We start from the raw sequence: 22,507 nt of genomic DNA, 5'->3' as shown, positions 1-22,507 counted from the left end.
TCGCCGCGCGCCGCGCGCCCACCGGCGCCGCTCGCCGCGCGGCCGCGCTTGCGCCGCGCGCTCATCGCAGCTGCTCCATCGCGCGGCGGGTCAGGTTCACCAGGCCGCCTGGTTCGCGGCGGAAGCGGGAATAGGCCAGCGCGTGCGCGAGCAGGATCAGCGGCAGCACGACCGCCGCGATCACCGTCATCAGCGTCAGCGTGTAGTCGCCGGCGGCCTCGACGCGCAGATCGACGCCCGCCACGTTCGGGGAGGCCGCGGCGAGCACGGCCAGCGGGACGATCGCCGCCGCCAGGCCCGCGCTCCAGAGCGCCAAGCGCGGCACGAGGGCGAGCACGACCAGGCCGGTCCAGGGACTCTGCAACGCCACGCCCGCCACCACCGCCAACACCAGCGCGACCGGAACCGTGCGGCGCCGCACGACCGCCGCCACCGTGCCGTCCTCCAATCGCCGCTCCAGGTACGCGGCACCCGCCACCCGGCAGACCAGCGCGAGCCCGACACCACCCAGGACGGTCGAGACCGTGAGCACGTCGCCGCCCTCGAGCAGCCATGCCCAGACGATCCCCCAGCCGATCGCGTTCACCCACGCCGAGCCGACGATCGCCCACGTCCACCACCTCGCCGACCGCTCGTCGAGGTGACCCATCAGCTCGGTCCCCGCGTGGCGCACGATCAGCGCCAGAATGAGCACGACCAGCACGCCGTACAGCCCGCTCATCCACGCCGCGTACCAACCGGGGAACGCCCCGAAGGTCGCGGCGACCGCGATCACGAGCCAGACGTCGTTCGTCGCCCAGGTCGCGCCGTTGGTGCGCAGCGCGGCGGCGCGATCGGGCATCCGCCGCAGCAGCATCGAGACGCCGAGGTCGGTGCCGCCGAGGCCGAGGTAGAGCGCCCAGACGACGCCGAGCAGCAGCAGCCACAGCGCGGGCAGGCCTTCGAGTCCGAACATCTCAGTACCCCAGGGCGAGGTCGGGGGTCAGCCGCGGCGTTCGCTCCGCCGCAGGCAGTCCGTGGGCGAGCTCCCGCCGCAGGACGCGTCCGGCCGTCCAGAAGATCACCGCGTACACGGCCAGGAACGCGCCGAGCGAGGACGCGACGGCCAGCGCGGTCACGTCGGAGGAGGCCGCGTCCGTGCGCAGCAGCCCTTCGACGATCCACGGCTGCCGGCCGCCCTCGCGCAGGATCCAGCCGCCGGCCTGCGCGCCGAACGGCACCGCCACCGCGAGCGGGGCCGCCCGCAGGAACCACTTCGAGCGCTCCAGCTGCCCGGTCGCGGCGAGTCGGCAGCCCCAGGCCATCAGCGCGATCAGCAGCACGCCGCTGCCGACCATCAGCCGGAAGCTCCAGTACATGAGCGCGACGACCGGCGTGTAGTCGCCGGGCCCGTACCGCGCGACGGCCTCGGCCTGCAGCTGCTCGATCCCGCGCACCTCGCTGGTCAGCGAGAAGGAGTTGATGAAGCTCAGCGCCACCGGCACCTTCACGTTCAGGAACGGCGGCCCGGGGTCGGTCGCGACCCGGCCGAGCGCGAACAGCGACAGCCCGGCCGGCGCCTCCGTCTCGTAGTGGGCCTCGGCGGCGGCCATCTTCATCGGCTGCTGCTCGAGCGCGAGCACGCCCTGGAAGTGGCCCGCGCCGGCCGCGCCGAGGGCGGCGCCCAACCCGATCACGACCGTCATCCGCGCGACGGCGCTGAACGCGTCCACCTCACGGCCACGCCGGATCTGCCAGCAGGCGATCCCCAGCACGACGACCGCCCCGGTGGTCAAGGACGCGAGCAGGACGTGCGCCGCGGTCAGTCCCACGGTCGCGTTGAAGAGCACCGCGAACACGTCCGTGAGCTGCGCGCGCCCGTCGACGATCTCGTAGCCGACGGGGTGCTGCATCCACGAGTTCGCGACGAGGATGCTGTACGCCGAGAGCATCGTCGCGGCGCTCACGATCCACAGGCACGCGAGATGGACCTTCGGCCGCAGCTTGTCCCAGCCGAAGATCCACAGCCCGAGGAACACCGACTCCACGAAGAACGCCGCCAGGCCCTCCAGCGCGAGCGGCGCGCCGAACACGTCGCCGACGTAGCGCGAGAACCCGGCCCAGTTCATCCCGAACTGGAACGTCTGCATGAGGCCGGTGACGACGCCGACCGCGAACACCACGACCAGCGCTCTGCCGTAGTACTTGGTCAGCCGGAGCCAACGTGGATCGCCGGTGCGCAGGTAGCGGGTCTGCATCACCGCGACGAAGAACGTCAGCCCGATCGAGACGCCGACGATCGCGAAGTGCAGCAGCGTCGTCAGGCCGAACTGCCAGCGAGCGAGGTCGAGCGAGGTCATCGGTGGGGTCCCTTTCCGTTCGTGCCCAGGGGGCAATTGAGGAACGGGCTTACGGGACCCTTGGCCACCGATCGTGAGCGACCGCTACGTACTGTAGAGCTGTGGCCGACCGGATTCCACTCCACGAGGCGCTGCGGGCGGGAACGGCGCTCGGCTGGACCTCAGTGGCGGCCGTGATCACGGCGCTCGTGGTGGGCGTGCCGATTCTGGACGCCGAGCTCGTCGCCGTCCTGACGGGGCTCGCCGCGATCGCGCACCTCGTGATGGCGCGCCTCCCCTGGGCCGCGCTGTTGCCCACCCCGCGCGGGCGCCTGCTGATCGACCTGTGGGCCGGCGGCGTGCTGATCTCCGTGTGCGGGCTCGTGCTGATCGCGGGCGGCCAGTCACGGCTCGACCTGCTGCTTCTGCTCGTCGTCCCCTTCCTGGCGATCTCGCACGACGACAACCCGCGCAAGCTCGTCGCGTGGATGGTCGTGGCGGCGGTGGCGTTCGGCGCGTCCGTGGGGTTCGCGCCCGATCCGCTGCCCGTGCCCGAGGCGCTGCTGCACCTCGTCCTGCTCGCCGGCTCGACCGCGCTGAGCCTGATGCTCGCCCGATCCGTGCGCCGGAACGCGCTGGCGGTGACGGAGGCGGTCCGCCGCGCCGAGCTCGAGGGCGCGATGCTCGCCGAGTCGCACCACCGCGTGAAGAACTCGCTGCAGGTGGTCGCGGAGCTGCTGCTGCTCGGGCGGCCGGAGGACCCCGCGAGCGCCGAGGCGTTCGACCGGGCCGCGGAACGCATCCACGCGATCGCCGCCGTCCACCAGGTCCTTGCCAGCCGCCGCGGCGGGCGGGTGCAGGCGAACGAGCTGCTGGACGCGATCGTGGCCGGCTACGACGACGTGCGCGTGGAGGCCGAGCCGGTCGAGCTGCCGTTCGCGCAGGCGCAGCACCTCGGCGTCGTGGTCAACGAGCTGGTCACGAACGCGATCCAGCACGGGTCGCCGCCGGTGCGCGTGACCTTGACCGCCGACGGCGTGTTGACGGTGCGTGATGGGGGCTCCGGGCCGTCGTCCGAGGCGCTCGCCGCGCCCGGTCTCGGTCTGACCCTCGTGCGCCAGGTCGTGACGAACGGGTTGCACGGCACACTTCAGCGCGACGTGGACGGCGCCGTCCGAATCGACTTCCCCACCGATGCGAATCCTCGTCGCTGAGGACGACCCGATCATCGCCCTCGGCCTGGCGCGCCGGCTCGGCGCGCTCGGGCACGAGGTCGTGGGTCCGGTGGCGTCGGTGGTCGAAGCCGCCGCGCTGGCCCGCGGGGTCGGCGCCGACCTCTACCTCTTCGACGTCGACCTCGCCGACGGGGACGGCATCGAGCTCGCGCGTGACCTGTCGGTGGACGGCCCGCGCCGACCGGTGGTGGTTTTGACCGGACTGGACGCGCCGGAGGTGCTGGAACGGTCCATCACGGCGGGCGTGCTCGCCCACCTGACCAAGCCGGTCGACGACCGCCAGCTGGACGCGGCGCTGCGCCTGGCGGCGGCCCGCGCGGCCGAGCTGGAGGCGCTGCGCGAAGAGGTCGACTCCACGCGCCAGGCGCTCGCCGACCGCAAGGTGGTCGAGCAGGCCAAGGGCATCCTCATGACCGCCTTGGGCCTGAGCGAGCCGGAGGCGTTCGCGCGCATCCGCTCCACCGCGCGCGACCGCAACCTGCGGCTCGCCGACGTGGCGCGCGCGATCGTCGACCAGCGCGCGCTGTACGAGAAGCGCCCCTGAGCTACGCCTGGCGGGCGTCGTAGGCCTGCTGGCTCTCCGCGATGTCCGGGTTGTGCTCGATCGCCCACTCGGCGAGCGTCACGGCCGGCCCGATCAGCGTCTGGCCGCGCTCGGTCAGCTCGTACTCGACGCGCGGCGGCACCTCGGCGTGCGCGGTGCGCGTGACCAGGCCGTCGCGCTCGAGGTGGCGCAGGTTCAGGGACAGCATCCGCTGCGAGATGCCGGGGATGTGGCGCTGGAGCTCGGTGAAGCGCATCCGCCGGCCGTGAAGCGTGGCGACGATCAGCAGCGTCCACTTGTCGCCGATGCGGTCGAGGATCGCCCGGATCGCGCGGCCGGCGTCGGCGCGGATCAGGCAGGTCTTCTCGTACTGCGACATGCGGTTCCTTGTTCGTAACGCACACGGATGTGCCTTTTGTAGGCACCCCGATGGTCACGCATGATGCGGCTGCTTACAAGTCGTAACTATCGGAGGTTCTCATGACCGTCGCCTACTGGGTGCTCGCCGGCCTGCTGGCCGTCTTCTACGTGTACTCGGGTTCGATCAAGGCCGTGCGGAGCAAGGCGCAGCTCGCGCCGATGATGCACTGGGTCGAGACCACGCCGCTGGCGCTGATCCGGTTCATCGGCGTCGTGGAGCTCCTGGGTGCGGTCGGCCTGATCGTGCCGCGGCTGCTCGACATCGCGCCGTGGCTGGCGGTGGTCGCGGCGGTGGGGCTCGCCGTGCTCCAGGTGCTGGCCGGCAGCTTCCACCTGTCTCGCGGAGAGCGGGCTCAGGCGTGGCTCAACGTCGTCCTGATCGTGCTCGCCGCGGTGACGGCGTGGCTGGCGGCGTCCACGTAGGCCCAGAACGACAAAGGGCGCCCACTGGGCGCCCTTTCAAGCGGAGGGGGAGGGATTCGAACCCTCGGAACAGGGGTTACCCGCTCAACGGTTTTCGAGACCGCCCGATTCAACCACTCTCGCACCCCTCCGGGTGTGCGACGGTTGAGGGTAGCGGGCGACGACGGCGGGCGGCGAAGAAGTCCTTCAGCAGGGCCGCGCATTCGGGCTGCAGGACGTCTTTGGTGACCTGCGGGCGGTGGTTCAGGCGCGGCTCGGCGAGGATGTCCAGCACGCTGCCGGCGGCGCCCGCCTTCGGGTCGGTGGTGCCGTAGACGACGTGCGGGATGCGGGCGAGGACGATCGCCCCCGCGCACATGGCGCACGGCTCGAGGGTCACGTAGAGCGTGGTGTCGAGCAGGCGCCAGTAGCCGATGTGCTCAGCGGCCTGGCGGATGGCGAGCATCTCGGCGTGGGCGCTGGGGTCCTGCAGGAGCTCGCGCTCGTTGTGGCCGGCGCCGATGACGGTCCCGTCGGGGCCGAGGATGACCGCGCCGACGGGGACGTCGTCGTGCGTGAGGGCCTTCTCGGCTTCGGCGATCGCGAGCCGCATCGGGCCCTCGTGCTCATCTCGGCACACAATTGGCACAGTTTCGTGGCACCTTGGGGTTGTTCAGCAACTTCACCCTGCCGATCATGTTGTACGAGTCGGGACGGGCACACGCCGAATGCCCGCCCGTTCCAACCGCATGTCTTTCCGCTCCCGCCTGCTTTCCGCCACCCTGCTTCTCGCCACCGTGCTCGCCATCGGGCCGGTGGCCGGCGCTTCGGCGGGCGGCTCGGGTGAGGCGCGGGCCGTCGCCGCGGCGATGAAGGCGCGTGCGGCGGCGCCGGCGCGTTCACGGGCGAACGAGGTCGTGGTGTCGGATGCGCGCGGCTCGCGGGTCGTGCGTGTGCGGGACGTCGCGAAGGCCTCGCGGGCGATCGCGAAGCGCAGCGACGTCACGAGCGTCACGCCGAACTACATCGCGCACGTGTCGGGCTGGGTGCCGCCCGACCCGGGCAACGCCTCGGCCCCGGGCGGTTGGCAGAGCCTGCAGTGGAACTTCCTGCCCGAGACGGGCGTCAACGCGCCGGAAGCGTGGGCAAACCTGGCGCGCGCCGGGCGGCCGGGCGGCAAGGGCGTGATCGTCGCGGTGCTGGACACCGGCGTGGCCTACGCCAACCGGGGCCGCTTCCTCCGCTCGCCCGACTTCTCGCCGTCGCGGTTCGTCAAGGGCTGGGACTTCGCGAACAACGACCCGTACCCGAACGACGACAACGGCCACGGCACGCACGTGGCGAGCACGATCGCCGAGGGCACGGGCAACACGATCGGCCTCACGGGCCTGGCCTACGGCGTGAAGATCATGCCGGTCAAGGTGCTGGACGCGGAGGGCGAGGGAGACTCGGGCCGGATCGCCGCGGGCATCCGCTACGCCGCCGACCATGGCGCGCAGGTCATCAACCTCTCGTTCGAGTTCCCGTCGGACATCACCCGCTCGCAGATCCCGAACATCCTCAACGCGATCCGCCACGCGCGCCGCAAGGGCACGCTCGTGGTCGGCGCGTCCGGCAACGCCGCCGCGGCCGCCGTCGCCTACCCGGCCCGCTCGAGCGACGTGCTCTCGGTCGGCGCGACCACCCAGCACGGCTGCCAAGCCGACTACTCCAACGAGGGCGCCGACCTCGACATCGTCGCCCCGGGCGGCGGCGTCGACGCGGCCCTGGAGGGCGACCCGTTCTGCCGCCCCCTCGAGCCGCCCGGCCTGGACATCTTCCAGATGACCTTCACGAGCTCCCCGCGCCGCTTCGGCCTGCCGGACGGCTACATCGGCACCTCGATGGCCGCCCCGCACGCCTCCGCGACCGCCGCGCTGGTCATCGCCTCCGGGATCCTCGGCCCCAAGCCCACCCCGAACGCGATCGAACGCCGCATGGAGCTCACGGCCCAGGACCTCGGCCCGGCCGGCAAGGACCCGCACTACGGCTGGGGCCGCATCAACGCCGCGAACGCGACGAACCCGGCGATACCCGTCACCTGAGCCGCGCACGCGGCGCACGGCGGGACGGCTAACAGCGAGCACACCGTCGGGCGCCGCGTCAAGTAATTCGTGCGACCACGTTTGTGGAGGCTCGCGGCCGGGTCACGAATTTCTTGACCCGCCGCGGCCGGTGCGCTTACGGGCAAATGAGGTCCGGTTCCCGGACTGTGGGAACGCTGTGCGTTCCCCCGTTCGCATGGCTCAGGCCGGTTTCGCGAGGGGGTGTGCCTCGAAACCTTCCTCACGGGACGGTTTGGGGACACACCCCCCACTCCGGCCCGATCGAGGGGGGTGCCGAACAAAACGGTCCTGTGAGGACGCTTTTGTTCCGCACCCCCCTGCGAAACCGGCCCGAGACATCAAACGAGGGAACGCGAACGCGTTCCAAAGTCCGGGGAACCCGGCTCACCCGCACACACCACGCCGCGCCGCGACGGGTCAAGCAATTCCTGACGACCGCGCCGTGAACCTCGACGTCGCGGGCATGAATTGCTTGACGCGGCGCCCGTGGGTGTGGTCAGCCGTTGCCGTTCAGACGGTGCGGATGATCAACACCGAGCACGGCGCGTGGTGCGACACCTTGTTCGGCACCGAGCCCAGCAGGAACCGGCGCGCGCCGGTCATGCCCTTGTTGCCGACCACGATCAGGTCCGCGTCGCGCTCTTCGGCGACGTCGAGGATGGCGTCGGCCGGGTCGCCCTCGCGGGCGAAGGTCTCCACCTCGACGCCGGCCGCGCGGATCAGGTCCGCGGCGTCGGAGAGCGTCTGATCCACCTCCTCGCGGGGGTTGACCATCCACTGGAGGTCGGCGGGGGTCTGGCGGGCCTCTTCGCGGAGGCGCGCCTTGGGGACGGGCTCGTAGGCGGAGACGAGCCAGAGCTTGGCGTTCAGGGACTTGGCGAGGTCGATCGCCTCGTCGACCGCCTTTTGGGCGGTGTCGGAACCGTCGGTGCCTACGACGATCGAGCGGAACATGGCGCGATCATACGCACGCCGGGGCGGGCGCTATGTCGGTTCGGTCACAGCTTGACGAGGGCGATCACGAAGCTGGCGATCACGCAGAGCACGATGATCACCTGCATCCAGATCCAGAGGCGGTTCACCGCCCCCAGGCTATCCGCCCGCTCTCATCTCAGGCCATGGCGCGCTCCGTGCGGCTGGACGCGACCACCGTGGTGACCGGCAGGCCGAGGCCGGCGGCCTTGGCGGGCAGGTCCAGGTGCAGCCACTTGGAGACGCGCTGAGGCAGCGTGGAGATGATCAGCTCGTCGAAGCCGTGGACGTTGATCGCGTCCTGGATCGCGGCGAGCGGCTCGGGCACGCCGATCATGCTCTCGACGGGGCCGCCGGCGGCATCCTCCAGCAAGGGCACCGCGAGCTCGATCACCGCCTCGGCCTCGCCGCGGCCCTGGTCCTCCGGGTCGACGAGCTTGTGCAGGCCGTGCGCGGCGTTCGGGACGAGCAGCGTGAACGTCGCCGGCCCACGGGCCGCTCGCTCACGCACCGCCTCCAGCAGCGCGGGCGTCGCGGCCGTCTTGTTGGCGACGACGAGAACTCGGGCACCTTCGGACATGAAGCGCTCCTTCGGACGATCGCTCGAGACAATTGTCTCAAGCGATCCGGGAACGTCAACCCGGGGGTGTCAGAGCTTCGCGCTGGCGGTCGCGTGCGCGACCCAGCGCTTGCCGACCTTGCGCTTGACGGTCAGCGTGACCTTGGCGTCGGCACCCGCGGCGGCCTTGACCGTGACGCGCTTCGAGTAGCCCTTGATCGTCTTCTGGACCTTGTTCACGGTCTTGGTCTTCTTCCCCACGGTGACCTTGAGCGTGAGCCGGAACGTGCCCTTGCCGAGCGCGAGCGGGCGCAGGTCGACCGTCGTCGCCGACGGCGTGGCCGACAGCGCGAGCTGGCCGACGAGCCGCGAGGACGAAGAGGCCTTGCCGCCCTTCAGCAGCACCGCCTCGCTCGTGGAGCGCGGGGTGACCCCCGTCTCCTCGCCGGTGTCGCTGTGGCCCGCGTCGGCCTTGCGCTCGGCGAGCGTCACGGCCTGCGAGGTGCCGACGTTGCCGGCGGTGTCCGTCGCGGTGACGACGACCTTGCCCTTGGCCACGGTGAACGGGGCGCCCGCGGCGATCGGCGTCGCGGCGCCGCCGCTGACCGACCACTTGACCGAGGCGATCCCGGACAGGCCGTCGGTGCCGCCGCCGGTGCAGACGTAGTTCAAAGACTTCGGGTCCGGCGTGCAGGTCAGCGTGGTCGCCGGCGCGGTGCGGTCGACCTTGACCGAGCCCTGCTTGGTGACCTCGTTGCCCGCGCCGTCGACGGCCCGGAAGACGATGGAGGACGTGCCCTCGGCGTCGACGGTGTAGACGCCGCCGGACACGTCGACGGCACCCTCGCCGCCCCGCGCGCCGGACACGACCGCCAGGCCGGAGATCCCGCCGGACGCCGACACCGTGCACGTCGCCGCGGCGTTGCGCCAGGTCGCGGCGCCACAGTCGGCGGCGAGCGTCGGCGCGGTCTTGTCGATCGCGACGGTGTCCTCACGCCAGTCCGAGGCGTTGCCGGCGTTGTCGAGCACACGTGAGAAGAGCTTGTAGGAACCCTCCTGCGTGATCGAGACGGCGGGCGTCAGCGTCGCGGACGGGGCCGTGTCGAGCTTCCACTCGATGCGGAGCACGCCGGACGTCGCGTCGGTGCCGGTGACCGTCGTCGTGAAGCTGGACTTGCGCCAACCCGCCGGGACGGCCGGGGTGGTGTTGGTGGGCTTGGTGAGGTCGACGCGGATCGGCTCCGAGCGCCAGGTCGACACGTTGCCGGCCTTGTCGACGACGCGCGACTCCAGCGTCTGCACACCCTCGGTCGTGACGACCGCCGGGGTGCCCGTCTTGATCGTGCCGGTCGAGCCGATCCGCCACTCGGCGTGATCGACGCCCGAGCCCACGTCGTTGCCGGTGATGTCCACGGACAGCGGCGTGATCTGCCAGGTGGCCGGCGCGACCGCGCTCGTGAGCGTCGGGACGACGGTGTCGACCTTGAGCTCGGTGCTCTTCCACCCCGTCGCCTGCCCGGCGACGTCGGTGATCCGGCGATCGACCGTGAACGTGCCGTCGGCGGGAAGCGTGAAGTTCGCGGTGGCCGCGTTGACCGTCGTGACCGTGCCGCCGTTGACGCGGTACTCGATCTTGGCCACGCCGGAGGTCGCGTCGGTCGCGGTCAGCACGACCGCACGGGTGTTGACCCAGCCGGCCGTGAGCGCGGACGTGTCCACCGGGAGCGTCCTGTCGATCTTGAGCGTCTGCGAGCGCCAGACGCCGACGTTTCCGGCGAAGTCGGTCGCGCGCGTCTCGATCGTGTGCGTGCCGTCGTCGGTGACCGTGAAGGTGGTGTTGACCGGGCCGGAGACGATCGCGTTGCCGTCGACGCGGTACTCGACGTAGTCCACGCCCGTGCCGCCGTTGTCGTCGGCCGTGACCGTCACGCCCACGGGACCGGTGCGCCAGTTGAGCGGGACCGTCGTGGTGTCGATCGGCGCGTCGCTGTCCTCCTGCGGGAGGGCGCCGCTGACGGTCACGTTGAAGCTCTTCCAGTCGCTCCAGTTGCCCGCGTTGTCCTGCACGCGCGTCTTGAGCACGTGCGGGCCGATGCCGGTGATCGTGGCCTGGAGCGAGCTCTTGACGGCGCCGTTGTCGAGCTGCCACTCGACGGAGCCGGACGGGCCGGACAGCGCGTCGGTCGCGGTGACGTTGATCTTGCGGCCGTTGCCGACGGTCCCCGGGACGGTGGTGGTGTCGGTCGGCTTGACGGAGTCGATGCGGATCGTCTCGTCGCGCGGGGCGGACATGTTGCCCGCGACGTCCTTCACCCGCGTCGTGAGCGTGTGGGAGCCGTCGCCGCTGACGTAGGCGTTGGTGGCGTTGATGCCGCCGCTGTTCCAGGCGCCGCCGTCGACGCGCCAGTCCAGCGAGGCGACGCCGGAGTTGGAGTCGGTGCCGTTGAGGCGCACGCCGTAGGCGTTCTGGCGCCAGCCCGTGTCGGCGAGCGGCGTCGTGTTGGTCGGCGCGTCCGGGTCGAGGCGGACGACGCGCGAGAACCAGCCGGACGTGTTGCCGGCGACGTCGAAGGCGCGTGTCTCGAGCTCGTGCTCGCCCGCGCCGGTGACCGGGACGATGCCGCTGGGGCCGTTCACGGTGCCGGGCACGCCGTCGAGGCGGTACTCGATCCGCGACACGGTGGAGCCGGGGCTCGCGTCGGTGGCGGTCAGGTTGACGTCGAGGGAGTTGCGGGAGAGCCACACCGGGGAGACCGTGGTGGTGTCCACGGGGACGGCCGTGTCGATCCGGACGTACTGGGTCTTCCAGCCCGAGTCGTGGCCGTCGCCGTCGAAGAAGCGGGTGCGCAGCGTGTGGACGCCCTCGCCGGTGACGGTGATGTCGACCGGGCCGGCGCTCATGACGGTGCCCGAGCGCGCGTCCTCGATGAGCTCCCAGCGGATCTCGGTCACGCCGCTGCCGGCGCTGTCGCTGCCGGTGATGTGGACGTCGACGGACGGGCTGTTGGTGACCCAGCCGGAGGGGACGGTCGTGTTGTCGACCGGGCCGGCGGCGTCGACCCGCACGACGTAGTCGGTGTAGCCGCTCTGGTTGCCGGCGTGGTCGAAGACGTAGACGCGCAGCGCGTGGATGCCGTTGCCGGTGACCTCGAGGTTGGTGCCGTTGACGAACACGGGCACGCCGGCGGCGCCGTCGAGCTGGTAGACGATGCGCTCCACGCCGGAGTCGGCGTCGGAGGCGACCAGCGGGATGACGGCCTTGTTCGTGTACCAGCCGGGATCGACGACGGTGTCGTTGGTCGGCGCCACGTTGTCGACGCGCACGGTGTGCGAGCGGTCGTGCCGGTTGCCGGCGGCGTCGACGGCCGACGTGTAGAGCGTGTGCGTGCCGGTGCCGCTGACCGCGGCGGTGTTGGAGACCGTGTACGGGTCGGCCGGGTCCAAGCGCCACTCGCCGTGCACGGGCGAGGTCGCGTCGGAGACGTTGAGGTTGACGTTGACCGGGCCCTGCTGCCAGCCGGAGGAGACGCTCGTGCTGTTGACCGGGAGGCCGGTGTCGATCTCGACGGCGTCGGTGACCCACGGCGTCCAGTCGCCCGTGACGTTCTCCTGGGCGCGGTGCGAGAAGGTGTGCGCGCCGTCGGGGAGGTTCGCGCTGCCGGTGGTCTGCACCGGGTCGCAGTCGATCCGCCACTCGTAGCCCTGCACGTCCGTGCCCGAGAGCGCGACGACCGGGTTGTTGGTCCAGCCGCTCGGGGAGACGGTCGTGTCCGTGGCCAGCCCCGCCCATGGACCCGGGTCGGTGATGCACAGCGGGGGCGTGGCGGCGATCGAGGCCCACGGATTCGCGGACGCGGTCGCGGGCAGCGCCAGCGCGAAAACGAACAGGAGGACAAATGTGCGAATCCGAGGCTTCACGTTCCCGTTGATCGGCAGAGCAGTGAGGATCTGGAGCCGGAGCTGGACACTTTTCGGACCAGAGCCATACTTGGCGCGTGATCGTGGCCGTGTTGGCGGGGGGCCGGGGACGCCGGCTCGGGGGTGCGAAAGCGCTGGCAACGTTCTCTGGCGAGCCGTTGATCAAGCGCCCGTTGGCGGCCGCGCGCGCCGCCGGCCTCGACGCGGTAGTCGTCGCGAAACCCGACACGGCGCTGCCCGACCTCCCCGTTCTGGTGGAGCCCGCGGAGCCCACGCACCCGTTGGTAGGAGTCGTGGCCGCGCTCGAGCACCACGGCGCGCTCGTCGCCGTCGCCTGCGACCAGCCGTGGGTCACGCCCGAGCTGCTGCGCGCGCTGGCCGAGCACGACGGCCCGGCGATCGCCGTGGCCGACGAGCCCTTCCCCGGCCGCTACGAGCCGTCGCAGCTGCCGGTCCTGCGCGCCGCGCTGGCCGAGGAGGCTTCCCTGCGCCGGACGCTGGCGCAGCTCGCCCCCGCCGTGCTGGGCGCGCCCGCCGCGCTCGTGCGGAGCCTGAACACGCCCGAGGAGCTCGCCGCGGCCGAGCGCGCGCTCGACGAGGCGGCGCGCCCATGAGCGCGGACTTCGCGGTCGTCGGCGGCGGGATCGTCGGCTGCGCGCTCGCCGCGTTCCTTGCCGAGGGCGGCGCACGCGTCGTCGTCCACGAGCGCGAGGCGATCGCCGCCGGCGCGTCCGGGCGCAACTCGGGCGTCGTGCAGGACCCGCTCGACCCGGCGCTCACCGGCCTCTATGAGGAGTCGCTCGCGCACTACCGCGCGCTCGAGGGCTTCACCTTCCCCGCCGACCCCGTCGGGCTGCTGCTGGTCAGCGAGCAGCCGTTCGAGCATCCGGGCGCGGAGCTGATCGAGGACCCGCACCGGCTCGAGCCCGCGCTCGCCCACGGCCTGTTCGCGCGGCGCATCGACACCGGCCGCCCGGTCCCGCCCGCCGCCGCGGCGCACGCATGGGCGGACCGCGCGAAAGCGGCCGGCGCACGCTTCGTGATCGGCGAGCCGGGTCCGACCGACGGCCCGCGCGTGATCGCCGCCGGCCCGTGGACGGGCGAGCTGCTCCCGCTCCCGATCACGCCGGTCTGGGGCGTGGTGGTGGAGTTCGAGCTGCCGGACGCGCCCACGCATGTCCTGGAGGAGGCGGGCATCGACGCGCTGACGTCAGACGCCGTGCCGGAGACGCTGTTCAGCGCCGTGACCGCGCGCGGGATCAGCGCGATCGGGTCCACGTTCGAGCCGGAGAGGCCCGCCCCGGAGGCCAAGGCGCCGAGCATCGTCGCCCACGCCACGCGCTTCCTGCCCGGCCTGGACCGGCACCCAATGCGCGGTCTGCGGGCGTGCGCGCGGCCGGGCTCGGCCGACGGACGGCCGATGCTGGGACGCATCGGCGAGGAGGTCTACGTGGCGAGCGGCCACGGGGCATGGGGGATCACGCTCGGGCCGGCGTCGGCACGGCTCGTCGCGGATCTCATGCTCGGGAGGCCGGCGGAGATCCCGCCGGCCCTCGACGTGACGCGCTTTACGTCGTCGCCGCGTCGGTGATGCCGGATCCGGTCGTCCCGGTCCCGGTGGTCTTCGTCGTGTCGGTGGTCGGCGCCTTGTCGGTCGTCGACGGCGTCTCTTCCGTCGTCGTCTCCGGCTTCGGACGCAGGCCGACGACCAGGCGGTCCTTGCCGGTGCCGTAGATGTGGTACTCGCGGCCTTCACGCTTGACGAGCGAGAAGACCTGGCCGTCACGCGCGTTGCCGCTCGTGTTCAGGTACAGGCCGTTGCGCGTGCCCGTGAGGATGTCGGCGTAGCCACGACCCTCGACCGGCTTGGAAGTCTCGTTCGCGGGCGCCTTGCTGGTCGAGCCGGACTTGTCGGACACCGTCTTGTCCGTGGACGACGACGAAGACGAATCGCTGCCGCTGGAGACGACCTTGCGGTCCTTGCCGGTGCCGTAGATGTGCTGCTCGGAGCCGTCCTTGCCCTTGACGAGGATGAACGCTTCGCCCTTGCGGGCGTTCTCCGACGTGTTGACGTACATGCCGGCACGCGGACCCGTGAGGATCTCGGCGTAGTTCTGGCCCTCGACGGGCTTGGTGGTCTCCTTCTCGGTGGACGCCGACTTGAGGGCGCTCGAGAAAGAAGTGGTGGTCCCCGTCGACGTCAGCGAGGAGGACTTGGCCTTGACCGCCGCGTGGTTCGCAGCCGTGATGCCTTGGAGGAGGGAGGTATCGACGCGCATTGGGTTGCTCTCCGCATCGGCCGTTTGTCGATCACCCTTTAGCCGGGTAAGGAATAGGACGGTGCGTAACGTCACCGTGGTACTCGACTCGGGGCCCGAGGACTTGATCGGGACCGCCGGCAGCGTGACGGTCGTGCGCGCGCCGCGGCGGGGCCGCGACGCCGCCGACGACGAGATCGTGCGCCGCGTCGCGCCCGGCGACCGCGTCATCACGAGCGACGCCACCCTCGCCGCCCGGGTTCGCGAGCAGGGCGCTGACGTTGAGGGCGCAGGGACGTTCAGGCGTCGGCTAGATTCAGCCCAGTGAGCGAAGAAGGCCTGCGCGCCGCTGTCCAGAAGATGCGCGAGGAGGGCGTGGCGGACGCCGCCATCAACGCCTTCGAGCACTACTACCGCCAACTGGAGGCGGGCGAGACGGGCCTGCTGCCCGAGGGCTCGATCGAGCCGGTGAGCGACCTGCCGCACCTCGACGACCTCCCCGCCGACGCCGATGCCGAGCACGAGGCGCTCGGGAAGGCGATCGTCCTGCGCCTCAACGGCGGGCTCGGCACGAGCATGGGCCTGACCGGCGCGAAGTCGCTGCTGGAGGCCAAGGACGGGCTCAGCTTCCTCGACATCATCGCCCGCCAGGTGCTCGCGCTGCGCGCCCGGCACGACTGCGAGCTGCCGCTTGTGCTGATGGACTCGTTCTCGACGCGCGACGACTCGGTCGCCGCCCTACGCGACTACGCCGACCTCGACATCGGGCTCCCGCTCGACTTCCTCCAGAACAAGGAGCCCAAGCTCCTCGTCGAGGACCTGACGCCGGTCGAGTGGCCGGACAACCCGGCGCTCGAGTGGTGCCCGCCCGGTCACGGCGACCTGTACACGGCGCTCGTGACCTCGGGCATGCTCGCCGACCTGCTCGAGCGGGGCTTCGAGTACGCGTTCGTCGCCAACTCGGACAACCTCGGCGCGGTGCTCGAGCCGCGCATCCTCACCTGGCTGCGCGCCAACGACATCCCGTTCGCCATGGAGGTCACCGAGCGCACGGAGGCCGACCGCAAGGGCGGCCACCTCGCCAGGCGCATCGAGGACGGCCGGCTCGTGCTGCGCGAGACCGCCCAGACGCCCGACGAGGACAAGGAAGCGCTGCAGGACCTCGGCAAGCACCGCTACGCCAACACCAACAACCTGTGGGTGAGCCTGCGCGCGCTGGACGCGGCGATGCGCGAGCGCGAAGGCGTGCTCGGCCTGCCGATGATCCGCAACCAGAAGACCGTCGACCCGGGCGACAAGGCCTCGCCCGAGGTGTTCCAGATCGAGACCGCGATGGGCGCGGCGATCGAGGTCTTCGAGGGCGCCCGCGCGCTGGTCGTCCCGCGCACGCGGTTCGCGCCCGTCAAGACCACCGACGACCTGCTCGCGCTGCGCTCGGACGCCTACCGCCTGACGGACGACTCACGCGTGGAGCTCGTGCGCGAGAACGTCCCGATCGTCACGCTCGACCCCGACTACTACAAGCTCATGCGCGACTTCGACGCGCGCTTCCCGGAAGGCCCCGTCTCACTCGCCGAGGCCGACCGCTTCGAGGTCGAGGGCGACGTGACGTTCGGCGCGAACGTCGTCGCGCGCGGCTCCGTGAAGGTCGAGGGGCCGGCCACGGTCGACGACGGCACCGTGCTCGAGGGCTAGCGCGTGATCGAGCTCGGCACCGTGACCGCGCCGTCGGGCCTGCTCGTGCTCACCGACATGACGTTGGTGAAGACCTGGGACGAGCCGGAGGACGACCACGTCGACCTGGAGCTCGAAGGGCCCGACGCCGAGCGCGCGGCGGCGCACCTGCACGTCGAGCAGTGGGGCTGGAACGACGGGCGCAACCACGACCTCCCACGCCGCCTCGTGGACACGGTGCGCGGGCGCGCCGAGGAGCTCACCACGGACTTCGACGTGACGATCCGGGAGCTCGAAGAGCGCGTCCCCGCGATCGAGCGGCCCGCGTTCGCGGCGCGCAACGACGTCGGCGTGTTCGACGTCAAGGGCGCCGAGTCGGTCGTCGCGCGGGTCCCGGCCGACCGCGAGCTGCGGGTCCTGGCCATGCCCGACGAGCACGACGACCGTCGCTGGACCCACGTGCTGATCTACCTCACCGAGGAAGAGCCGGAGGGCGAGACGGAGTTCGGCATGATCAGCCTCGCCAGCCGCTTCTTCCTGTTCGCCGACGCCGAGGCGCTCCGGTCCTGGGACCACGAGGCCCTGTGGAAGCGCGACGGCGGCGGGGTGCGCGAGCACGGCTTCGCGGCGTTCGAGCTGGCCGGCACGCGGGCGCTGGGCTGCCGCGTCCTCGCCGGCGCCGCCGGGTTCCCGGTCCGGGCCGTCCGGTCCGCGAGCGATCAGCTGCTCGCGCTGGTGATCGGGATCGCCCCCTAGGACACCCTACGCGCGGCGCGCGAGCGCGACGACCAGCGCGAGCACCAGCAGGGTGATCACCGCGATCGGAATCCACTGCGCCATAAAGCGGGCAGCCTACGCGCCCGTAGCGCCCCGGTGAGCTGAACGTGCGTCTAGTTAGGCCCCAAGTTCGGCCCGAAGGGTGGTGAGCTCCTCGCGCAGCGCGGACAACTCCGTCCGCAGCGCGAGCACCTCGGCCTCGAGCTTGTCCATCCGCTCGTCGCGCCGGGGCGGCGGCGGCACGACCGTCGCCGACTGGGCCGGCAGGTCCGCGCCCTCGGGCACGTCGGCGGGGTCCAGGTCCTCGGACAGGTTGTGACGGAAGCGCTCTTCCTTCTGCCCCGGCCGGCGCGCCAGCTCGGACACGAAGCCCTTGTCGATCAGGCCGGTCAGGCAGTCCTGCAGCCCGGCCACGCCGTCGAACGCCTGCATGCGCTCCGTGCGCTGCTTGAGCTCGCCGGGGGTCTGCTCGCCACGGAGGAAGAGCACCGCGAGCACCGCCTGCTCCGCGGCGTCCAGCGGGAGCGCCTCGTCGAGCAGGTGGCGGTACTTGGCAGCGCGGCTCGTGTGGCCGGTGGTGAGCCGGGAGTAGCGGCGACGACCGAGCTTCTGCAGCGCGTGGCGCAGCATCTCCTCGTCGTAGGAGACGATCGGGTTGCGGTTCGTCGTCTGGTTGCACGCGCTGCGCAGCGCGTTCAGGCTGAGCGGGTACTGGTCCGGCGTCGTCCGCTGCTTCTCGATCAGGCAGCCGAGGACGCGGACCTCCACAGGGTCGAGATCGCGATCCATCTAGCGGATCATCATGCCCGAGATCGCGCGGCTGATGACGAGTCGCTGGATCTCGCTCGTGCCCTCGAAGATCGTGTAGATCTTCGCGTCGCGGTGCATGCGCTCCACCGGGAACTCCCGCGTGTAGCCGTTGCCGCCGAGGATCTGGATCGCGCGCTCGGTCGCCCAGACCGCCACCTCGCCTGCCTTGAGCTTGCTCATCGAGCCCTCGGCGTGCTCGAACTTGCGGCCCGTGCGGCCCATCCAGGAGGCGCGCCAGACGAGCAGGCGCGCGGCGTCGATCTCCATCGCCATGTCCGCGAGCGCGAAGGCGATCGCCTGGTTCTCGATGATCGGCCGGCCGAACTGCTGGCGCTCCTTGGCGTAGCCGAGCGCGTACTCGTAGGCGGCGCGGGCGATCCCGATGGCCTGCGCGCCGACCGCGGGACGGGTGTTCTCGAACGTCTGCATCGCGGCCTGGCGCTTGGAGCGCGTGCCCTCGCGCGCGCGGGCGAGACGTTCGTCGAGCTTCTCCTTGCCGCCCAGCACGTTGCGGCCGGGAATGCGGACGTCGTCGAGGAAGACGTCGGCCGTGTGCGAGGCGCGCAGGCCGTGCTTCTTGACCTTGGTGCCCATGCTCAGGCCGGGCGTGTCGGGCGGGATGATGAAGCCGGCCTGGCCGCGCGCCTTCAGCTCGGGCTCGACGGACGCGATCACGACGTGGACGTTGGCGATGCCGCCGTTGGTCACCCACGCCTTCTGGCCGTTGAGCACCCACTCGTCCTTCGCCTCGTCGTACTTGGCGCGGGTGCGCAGCGAAGAGACGTCCGAGCCCGCGTCCGGTTCTGAGACGCAGAACGCGCCGACCTTCGGGTCGTCCGGCGTCCCGTAGCACTGCGGCACCCACTCCCCCAGCTGCTCACCCGTGCCCGACGAGAAGATGCCGGCGACCGCGAGCGTCGTGCCCATGATCGACATGCCGATCCCCGCGTCGCCCCAGAACAGCTCCTCGTTGACGATCGGGAGCAGCAGCCCGGTCTCGTCGGCGTAGAACTGCGCGAGCGCCTCGAACGAGTAGAGCCCGATCTTCGCCGCCTCCTGGATCAGCGGCCACGGCGTCTCCTCGCGCTCGTCCCACTCGGCCGCCGCGGGCCGGACGACGTTCTCCGCGAACCCGTGCACCCAGTCGCGTACGTCGCGCTGGTCTTCGCTGAGCTCGAGCGAGAACGCGCCCTGGTTGAGCGTCTCCGTGACTGCTTCCATGCTGCGGAGCCTATGGAAGTCGTGGTCAAGCCGTTGTGGCCCAGCGAACCACCACGTGGCGTCGGCTACGGAAGCCTGCTGCGGGTGGAGCGCGGGATCGCGCGGCGGGCGATGGTGATCGACGGCGAGCCCCACCTGGCCGAGGCGGCCTGGCAGGGGGACCGCGTCCACCTGCGCGGCTCCCACGAGCGCGCGGTCGAGCGGCTGCGGTTCATGCTCGCGCTCGACGACGACCTCGCGCCGTTCCACCGCGCGTTTCGGAGCGATCCGCTGCTCGGCCGGGTCATGCGCGGGCTGCCGAAGCTGCGGGTCCTGCGCGTCCCGGACCCGTTCGAGGCGCTGGCCTGGGGCGTGATCTTCCAGCTGATCGACGTGCAGCGCGCCGGGCAGATCGCGTGGGCATTCACGCGCGCGCACGGGGTCCAGCACGAATCGGGGCTGTGGACGGCGCCGCCGCGCGCCGCCTTCGAGAACGCCGCCGCGCTGGAGGCGTGCGGGCTCGCGCCGACGCAGGCCCGCACGCTGGCGCGGGTCGCGCGGGTGCCGATCGAGCGCGCCGGGACCGTGAGCGGCGTCGGCGAGTGGACCCTCGCGCAGCTGCAGCTCTTCGGCGAAGGGCGCTACGACGTGGCCCTCGCGCGGGACGTCGGCATCCGCAACGCCTACGCGCGGATGATCGGCGTGCGCACCGGCAGCGTCAGCGAGGACGCGTTCCGGGAGGCGCTGGACCGCTACGCGCCGTGGCAAGGACTTGCTGCGCAGTACATGATCGCGATCGGTTGGAGGAGCGGCGCGCGATATGAATCAGTGCATGCCCTTCGCCCCCGCTGAAGACCGATACGACTCGATGACCTACCGCCGCTGTGGACGCAGCGGCATCCAGCTGCCCCCGATCAGCCTCGGGCTCTGGAACCGGTTCGGCGACGACACGCCGCTGCAGAACCAGCGCGACATCATCCGCCGCGCGTTCGACCTCGGCATCACGCACATCGACCTCGCCAACAACTACGGCCCGCCGGCCGGGTCCGCCGAGATCAACTTCGGCCGGATCCTGCGCGAGGACCTGCGCCCGTACCGCGACGAGCTGATCATCTCCACCAAGGCCGGCTACGACATGTGGCCCGGCCCGTACGGCGAGTGGGGCTCGCGCAAGTACCTGCTCGCGTCGCTGGACCAGTCGCTGGAGCGGATGGGGCTCGAGTACGTCGACATCTTCTACTCGCACCGCTACGACCCGCACACGCCGCTGGAGGAGACGATCGGCGCGCTGGACACCGCCGTCCGCTCCGGTCGCGCGCTGTACGCCGGGATCTCGTCCTACTCTGCCGAGCGCACCGCCGCGGCCGTGTCGATCGCGAACCGGCTCGGCACGCCGCTGCTGATCCACCAGCCGTCCTACTCGCTGCTCAACCGCTGGATCGAGCCCGAGGTGCTGGACACGTGCGAGGCGTCCGGCCTGGGCATCATCGCCTTCTCGCCGCTCGCCCAGGGCATGCTGACCGACCGCTACCTCGGCGGCATCCCGGACGACTCACGTGCCGCGCAGGACGGGTTCCTCAAGAAGGACTTCATCTCCGAGGACAACATGCGCCACGTGCGCGCGCTGAACGAGATCGCGGCGCGGCGCGGGCAGGCGCTCGCGCAGATGGCGATCGCCTGGGTGCTGCGCGACCCGCGCGTGACGTCCGCCCTGATCGGCGCGTCGTCGGTAAAGCAGCTCGAGACGAACGTGGCCGCGTTGGAGAACCTGGAGTTCAGCGAGGACGAGCTGGCGGAGATCGACCGCCACGCGGTCGACGCCGGCATCAACATCTGGGATCAGTCCAGCTTCGCGTGAAGCGCCGCGAGCTGATCGCGCAGTTCCTGCCGAGCTCGCCGTTCGTGGCGCTGCTCGGCATCGAGCTCGTCGAGGTGGGCGTCGATCGCGCTGCGGTGCGTCTGCCCTTCCGGCCGGAGCTGACGACGATCGCCGACGTCGTCCACGGGGGCGCGCTGGCGTCGCTGATCGATATGGCGGCGGTGTCGGCGGCCTGGGCCGACGATGCCGAGCCGCGGTCGATGGAGGGCGCTACGGTGTCCCTCACCGTGTCCTACGTGGCCGCAGCCCGCGGGAAGGATCTGACGGCCGTCGGGGTCGTGAGCAAGCGCGGGCGCAACCTCGTGTTCGTCGACGTGCGCGTGACGGAGCCGGACGACCGGCTCGTCGCGACCGGCGCCGCGGTGGTGACGCTGGGCTCGTGACCGCGCTGGGCCGGCTGCTCGCCGACGAGCTCTCGGCGGTCCCGCGCGGGATCGGCGAGGTGCACGCCGCGATCTCCGGGCGCGTGTTCCGCGCGCTCGGGCCCCCGGCCCTGCCGGTGCGGGTGCTGCACGACCTGATCACGCGCGGGACGTACACCGCCGTGAGCGGCGGGTTGTGGGCGGGTGCCCGCGCGCTGCCGCTGGAGCCCTCGCCCGTCGTCCTGGGCGCGCTGAACGGGCTGTTCGGCGACGCGTTGGCGGCGGAGGGCAGCCCGCTGGCGATTTCGATGGCGGCGGAGCGGATCGGGTCACCGCGCACGCCGGACGTCGTCGTGTTCGTGCACGGGCTGGGCGAGACCGAGCTGGCCTGGGGCGCCGAGCCGTACGGCGATCGGCTGCCGGGCTGGACGCCGGTGTACGTCCGGTACAACACGGGCCTGCCGATCGCCGACAACGGCGTCGCGCTGGGCGAGTTGATCGAGGCGCTGGACTGGGACGTCGAGCGGATCGCGCTCGTCGGGCACTCGATGGGTGGGCTCGTCGCGCGCAGCGCCTGCGCGCACGGCGGCGAGTGGACGTCGCGCGTCTCACACACGATCTCGCTCGGCACGCCGCACGACGGCGCGCCGCTCGAGCAGGCCGTCCACGCGATGGTCGGCGTACTGGAGCGCGCCCCGGAGACGCGCCCGTTCGCCCGCTTCCTCGGGCGGCGCAGCGCCGGCATCCGCGACCTGCGCCGCGGTGTCCGTGACCCACTCCTGCCGGGCGCGCGCCACGGCTTCGTCGCCGCGACCGTCACCGCGCGCGACACGCACGTCGTCGGCCATCTGCTCGGCGACGCGCTCGTGCGCACCGCGAGCGCCCGCGGCGAGGGCGACCTACTGGATCTCGGCAGTACGCACCACCTGGCGCTTTTGCGCCACCCGGCGGTGCACCGCCAGCTCGAACGCTGGCTTTCTGCCGCCAACTAAACGAAAGGCGCCGCATTCAGCGGCGCCTTCGTCTCATTTAGCGTACCCTCAGGGCACAACTTCGCCCTCTCGACGACAACCC

23 protein-coding genes and 1 tRNA gene are annotated in these 22,507 nt (G+C 71.6%); 13 read left to right on the top strand and 11 right to left on the bottom strand.

What is annotated here, in order from left to right; translation table 11 throughout:
- Positions 1 to 61: 61 nt before the first annotated feature.
- The gene (locus tag OJ997_RS21385; protein ID WP_270027267.1) at positions 62 to 955 is read right to left on the bottom strand and encodes a cytochrome d ubiquinol oxidase subunit II; all 894 of its coding nucleotides are present in this window, start codon (positions 953 to 955) and stop codon (positions 62 to 64) included.
- A 1-nt stretch (position 956) separates the two neighbouring features.
- Entirely contained in the window at positions 957 to 2,339 is a 1,383-nt protein-coding gene (locus OJ997_RS21380) for a cytochrome ubiquinol oxidase subunit I (RefSeq protein WP_270027266.1), read from the bottom strand.
- A 101-nt stretch (positions 2,340 to 2,440) separates the two neighbouring features.
- Between OJ997_RS21380 and OJ997_RS37710 the strand changes: the two genes are divergently transcribed.
- Entirely contained in the window at positions 2,441 to 3,532 is a 1,092-nt protein-coding gene (locus OJ997_RS37710; RefSeq protein WP_270027265.1) for a sensor histidine kinase, read from the top strand.
- Positions 3,513 to 4,097, top strand: a complete 585-nt coding sequence (locus tag OJ997_RS21370; RefSeq protein ID WP_270027264.1) for an ANTAR domain-containing response regulator — start codon at positions 3,513 to 3,515, stop codon at positions 4,095 to 4,097. Before OJ997_RS37710 ends, OJ997_RS21370 begins: the two co-directional genes overlap by 20 nt.
- A gap of 1 nt (position 4,098) precedes the next feature.
- On the opposite strand, the gene OJ997_RS21365 is transcribed toward OJ997_RS21370, so the two are convergent.
- Entirely contained in the window at positions 4,099 to 4,476 is a 378-nt protein-coding gene (locus OJ997_RS21365; RefSeq protein ID WP_270027263.1) for a winged helix-turn-helix transcriptional regulator, read from the bottom strand.
- Between the two features lie 101 nt (positions 4,477 to 4,577).
- On the opposite strand from OJ997_RS21365, the gene OJ997_RS21360 reads away from it, so the two are divergent.
- Positions 4,578 to 4,940 (top strand): DoxX family protein, encoded by a 363-nt coding sequence (locus OJ997_RS21360; protein WP_270027262.1) that lies wholly within the window; start codon positions 4,578 to 4,580, stop codon positions 4,938 to 4,940.
- Positions 4,941 to 4,981: 41 nt separating this feature from the next.
- On the opposite strand, the gene OJ997_RS21355 is transcribed toward OJ997_RS21360, so the two are convergent.
- Positions 4,982 to 5,071, bottom strand: a tRNA-Ser gene (locus OJ997_RS21355).
- Positions 5,050 to 5,562, bottom strand: a complete 513-nt coding sequence (gene tadA / locus OJ997_RS21350) for a tRNA adenosine(34) deaminase TadA (RefSeq protein WP_372517919.1) — start codon at positions 5,560 to 5,562, stop codon at positions 5,050 to 5,052. The genes OJ997_RS21355 and tadA overlap by 22 nt, the downstream gene beginning before the upstream one ends.
- 106 nt (positions 5,563 to 5,668) lie before the next feature.
- On the opposite strand from tadA, the gene OJ997_RS21345 reads away from it, so the two are divergent.
- Positions 5,669 to 7,003: a S8 family serine peptidase gene (locus OJ997_RS21345; protein ID WP_270027260.1), complete on the top strand. Its 1,335-nt coding sequence runs from the start codon at positions 5,669 to 5,671 to the stop codon at positions 7,001 to 7,003.
- 531 nt (positions 7,004 to 7,534) lie between these two features.
- Here the strand turns inward: OJ997_RS21345 and OJ997_RS21340 are convergent.
- The 3 genes from OJ997_RS21340 to OJ997_RS21330 form a co-directional block, all read right to left on the bottom strand.
- Positions 7,535 to 7,978: a universal stress protein gene (locus OJ997_RS21340; RefSeq protein ID WP_270027259.1), complete on the bottom strand. Its 444-nt coding sequence runs from the start codon at positions 7,976 to 7,978 to the stop codon at positions 7,535 to 7,537.
- A 157-nt stretch (positions 7,979 to 8,135) separates the two neighbouring features.
- Positions 8,136 to 8,576: a hypothetical protein gene (locus OJ997_RS21335; RefSeq protein WP_270027258.1), complete on the bottom strand. Its 441-nt coding sequence runs from the start codon at positions 8,574 to 8,576 to the stop codon at positions 8,136 to 8,138.
- A gap of 69 nt (positions 8,577 to 8,645) precedes the next feature.
- Complete coding sequence (locus tag OJ997_RS21330; protein ID WP_270027257.1) at positions 8,646 to 12,473, bottom strand: OmpL47-type beta-barrel domain-containing protein; 3,828 nt, start codon at positions 12,471 to 12,473, stop codon at positions 8,646 to 8,648.
- Between the two features lie 77 nt (positions 12,474 to 12,550).
- Between OJ997_RS21330 and mobA the strand changes: the two genes are divergently transcribed.
- The gene (mobA, locus tag OJ997_RS21325) at positions 12,551 to 13,087 is read left to right on the top strand and encodes a molybdenum cofactor guanylyltransferase (RefSeq protein WP_308213581.1); all 537 of its coding nucleotides are present in this window, start codon (positions 12,551 to 12,553) and stop codon (positions 13,085 to 13,087) included.
- Entirely contained in the window at positions 13,084 to 14,064 is a 981-nt protein-coding gene (locus OJ997_RS21320; RefSeq protein WP_270027256.1) for an NAD(P)/FAD-dependent oxidoreductase, read from the top strand. Before mobA ends, OJ997_RS21320 begins: the two co-directional genes overlap by 4 nt.
- On the opposite strand, the gene OJ997_RS21315 is transcribed toward OJ997_RS21320, so the two are convergent.
- Entirely contained in the window at positions 14,042 to 14,752 is a 711-nt protein-coding gene (locus tag OJ997_RS21315; protein WP_270027255.1) for a hypothetical protein, read from the bottom strand. The genes OJ997_RS21320 and OJ997_RS21315 overlap by 23 nt on opposite strands.
- A 61-nt stretch (positions 14,753 to 14,813) precedes the next feature.
- Here OJ997_RS21315 and OJ997_RS21310 point away from each other — a divergent pair, with 61 nt between their 5' ends.
- The 3 genes from OJ997_RS21310 to OJ997_RS21300 are packed head-to-tail and all read left to right on the top strand — an operon-like array spanning position 14,814 to position 17,161.
- Positions 14,814 to 15,059, top strand: coding sequence for a DUF188 domain-containing protein (locus tag OJ997_RS21310; protein ID WP_270027254.1), 246 nt, complete (start codon positions 14,814 to 14,816; stop codon positions 15,057 to 15,059).
- Positions 15,056 to 16,426 carry a UTP--glucose-1-phosphate uridylyltransferase gene (locus OJ997_RS21305; RefSeq protein ID WP_270027253.1) on the top strand — a complete coding sequence of 457 codons (1,371 nt, stop codon included), beginning with the start codon at positions 15,056 to 15,058 and terminating at the stop codon, positions 16,424 to 16,426. Before OJ997_RS21310 ends, OJ997_RS21305 begins: the two co-directional genes overlap by 4 nt.
- 3 nt (positions 16,427 to 16,429) lie before the next feature.
- Positions 16,430 to 17,161, top strand: coding sequence for a hypothetical protein (locus OJ997_RS21300; RefSeq protein ID WP_270027252.1), 732 nt, complete (start codon positions 16,430 to 16,432; stop codon positions 17,159 to 17,161).
- Between the two features lie 138 nt (positions 17,162 to 17,299).
- On the opposite strand, the gene OJ997_RS21295 is transcribed toward OJ997_RS21300, so the two are convergent.
- Entirely contained in the window at positions 17,300 to 17,971 is a 672-nt protein-coding gene (locus tag OJ997_RS21295; protein WP_270027251.1) for a YceH family protein, read from the bottom strand.
- Positions 17,972 to 19,213 (bottom strand): acyl-CoA dehydrogenase family protein, encoded by a 1,242-nt coding sequence (locus OJ997_RS21290; protein ID WP_270027250.1) that lies wholly within the window; start codon positions 19,211 to 19,213, stop codon positions 17,972 to 17,974.
- 12 nt (positions 19,214 to 19,225) lie between these two features.
- Here OJ997_RS21290 and OJ997_RS21285 point away from each other — a divergent pair, with 12 nt between their 5' ends.
- Genes OJ997_RS21285 through OJ997_RS21270 form a run of 4 tightly spaced genes read left to right on the top strand, consistent with a single transcriptional unit; the run spans position 19,226 to position 22,425 of the window.
- Positions 19,226 to 20,044, top strand: a complete 819-nt coding sequence (locus OJ997_RS21285; protein WP_270027249.1) for a DNA-3-methyladenine glycosylase family protein — start codon at positions 19,226 to 19,228, stop codon at positions 20,042 to 20,044.
- Positions 20,025 to 21,050 (top strand): L-glyceraldehyde 3-phosphate reductase, encoded by a 1,026-nt coding sequence (gene mgrA / locus OJ997_RS21280; RefSeq protein ID WP_270027248.1) that lies wholly within the window; start codon positions 20,025 to 20,027, stop codon positions 21,048 to 21,050. Before OJ997_RS21285 ends, mgrA begins: the two co-directional genes overlap by 20 nt.
- Positions 21,047 to 21,454 carry a PaaI family thioesterase gene (locus OJ997_RS21275; RefSeq protein WP_270027247.1) on the top strand — a complete coding sequence of 136 codons (408 nt, stop codon included), beginning with the start codon at positions 21,047 to 21,049 and terminating at the stop codon, positions 21,452 to 21,454. Before mgrA ends, OJ997_RS21275 begins: the two co-directional genes overlap by 4 nt.
- Positions 21,451 to 22,425: an esterase/lipase family protein gene (locus tag OJ997_RS21270; protein ID WP_270027246.1), complete on the top strand. Its 975-nt coding sequence runs from the start codon at positions 21,451 to 21,453 to the stop codon at positions 22,423 to 22,425. Before OJ997_RS21275 ends, OJ997_RS21270 begins: the two co-directional genes overlap by 4 nt.
- Positions 22,426 to 22,507 lie beyond the last annotated feature (82 nt).

The organism is Solirubrobacter phytolaccae (genome assembly GCF_027587195.1).
In the GTDB taxonomy this organism is placed as follows: Bacteria; Actinomycetota; Thermoleophilia; order Solirubrobacterales; family Solirubrobacteraceae; genus Solirubrobacter; species Solirubrobacter phytolaccae.
This window is presented reverse-complemented; position numbering and strand designations above follow the sequence as displayed.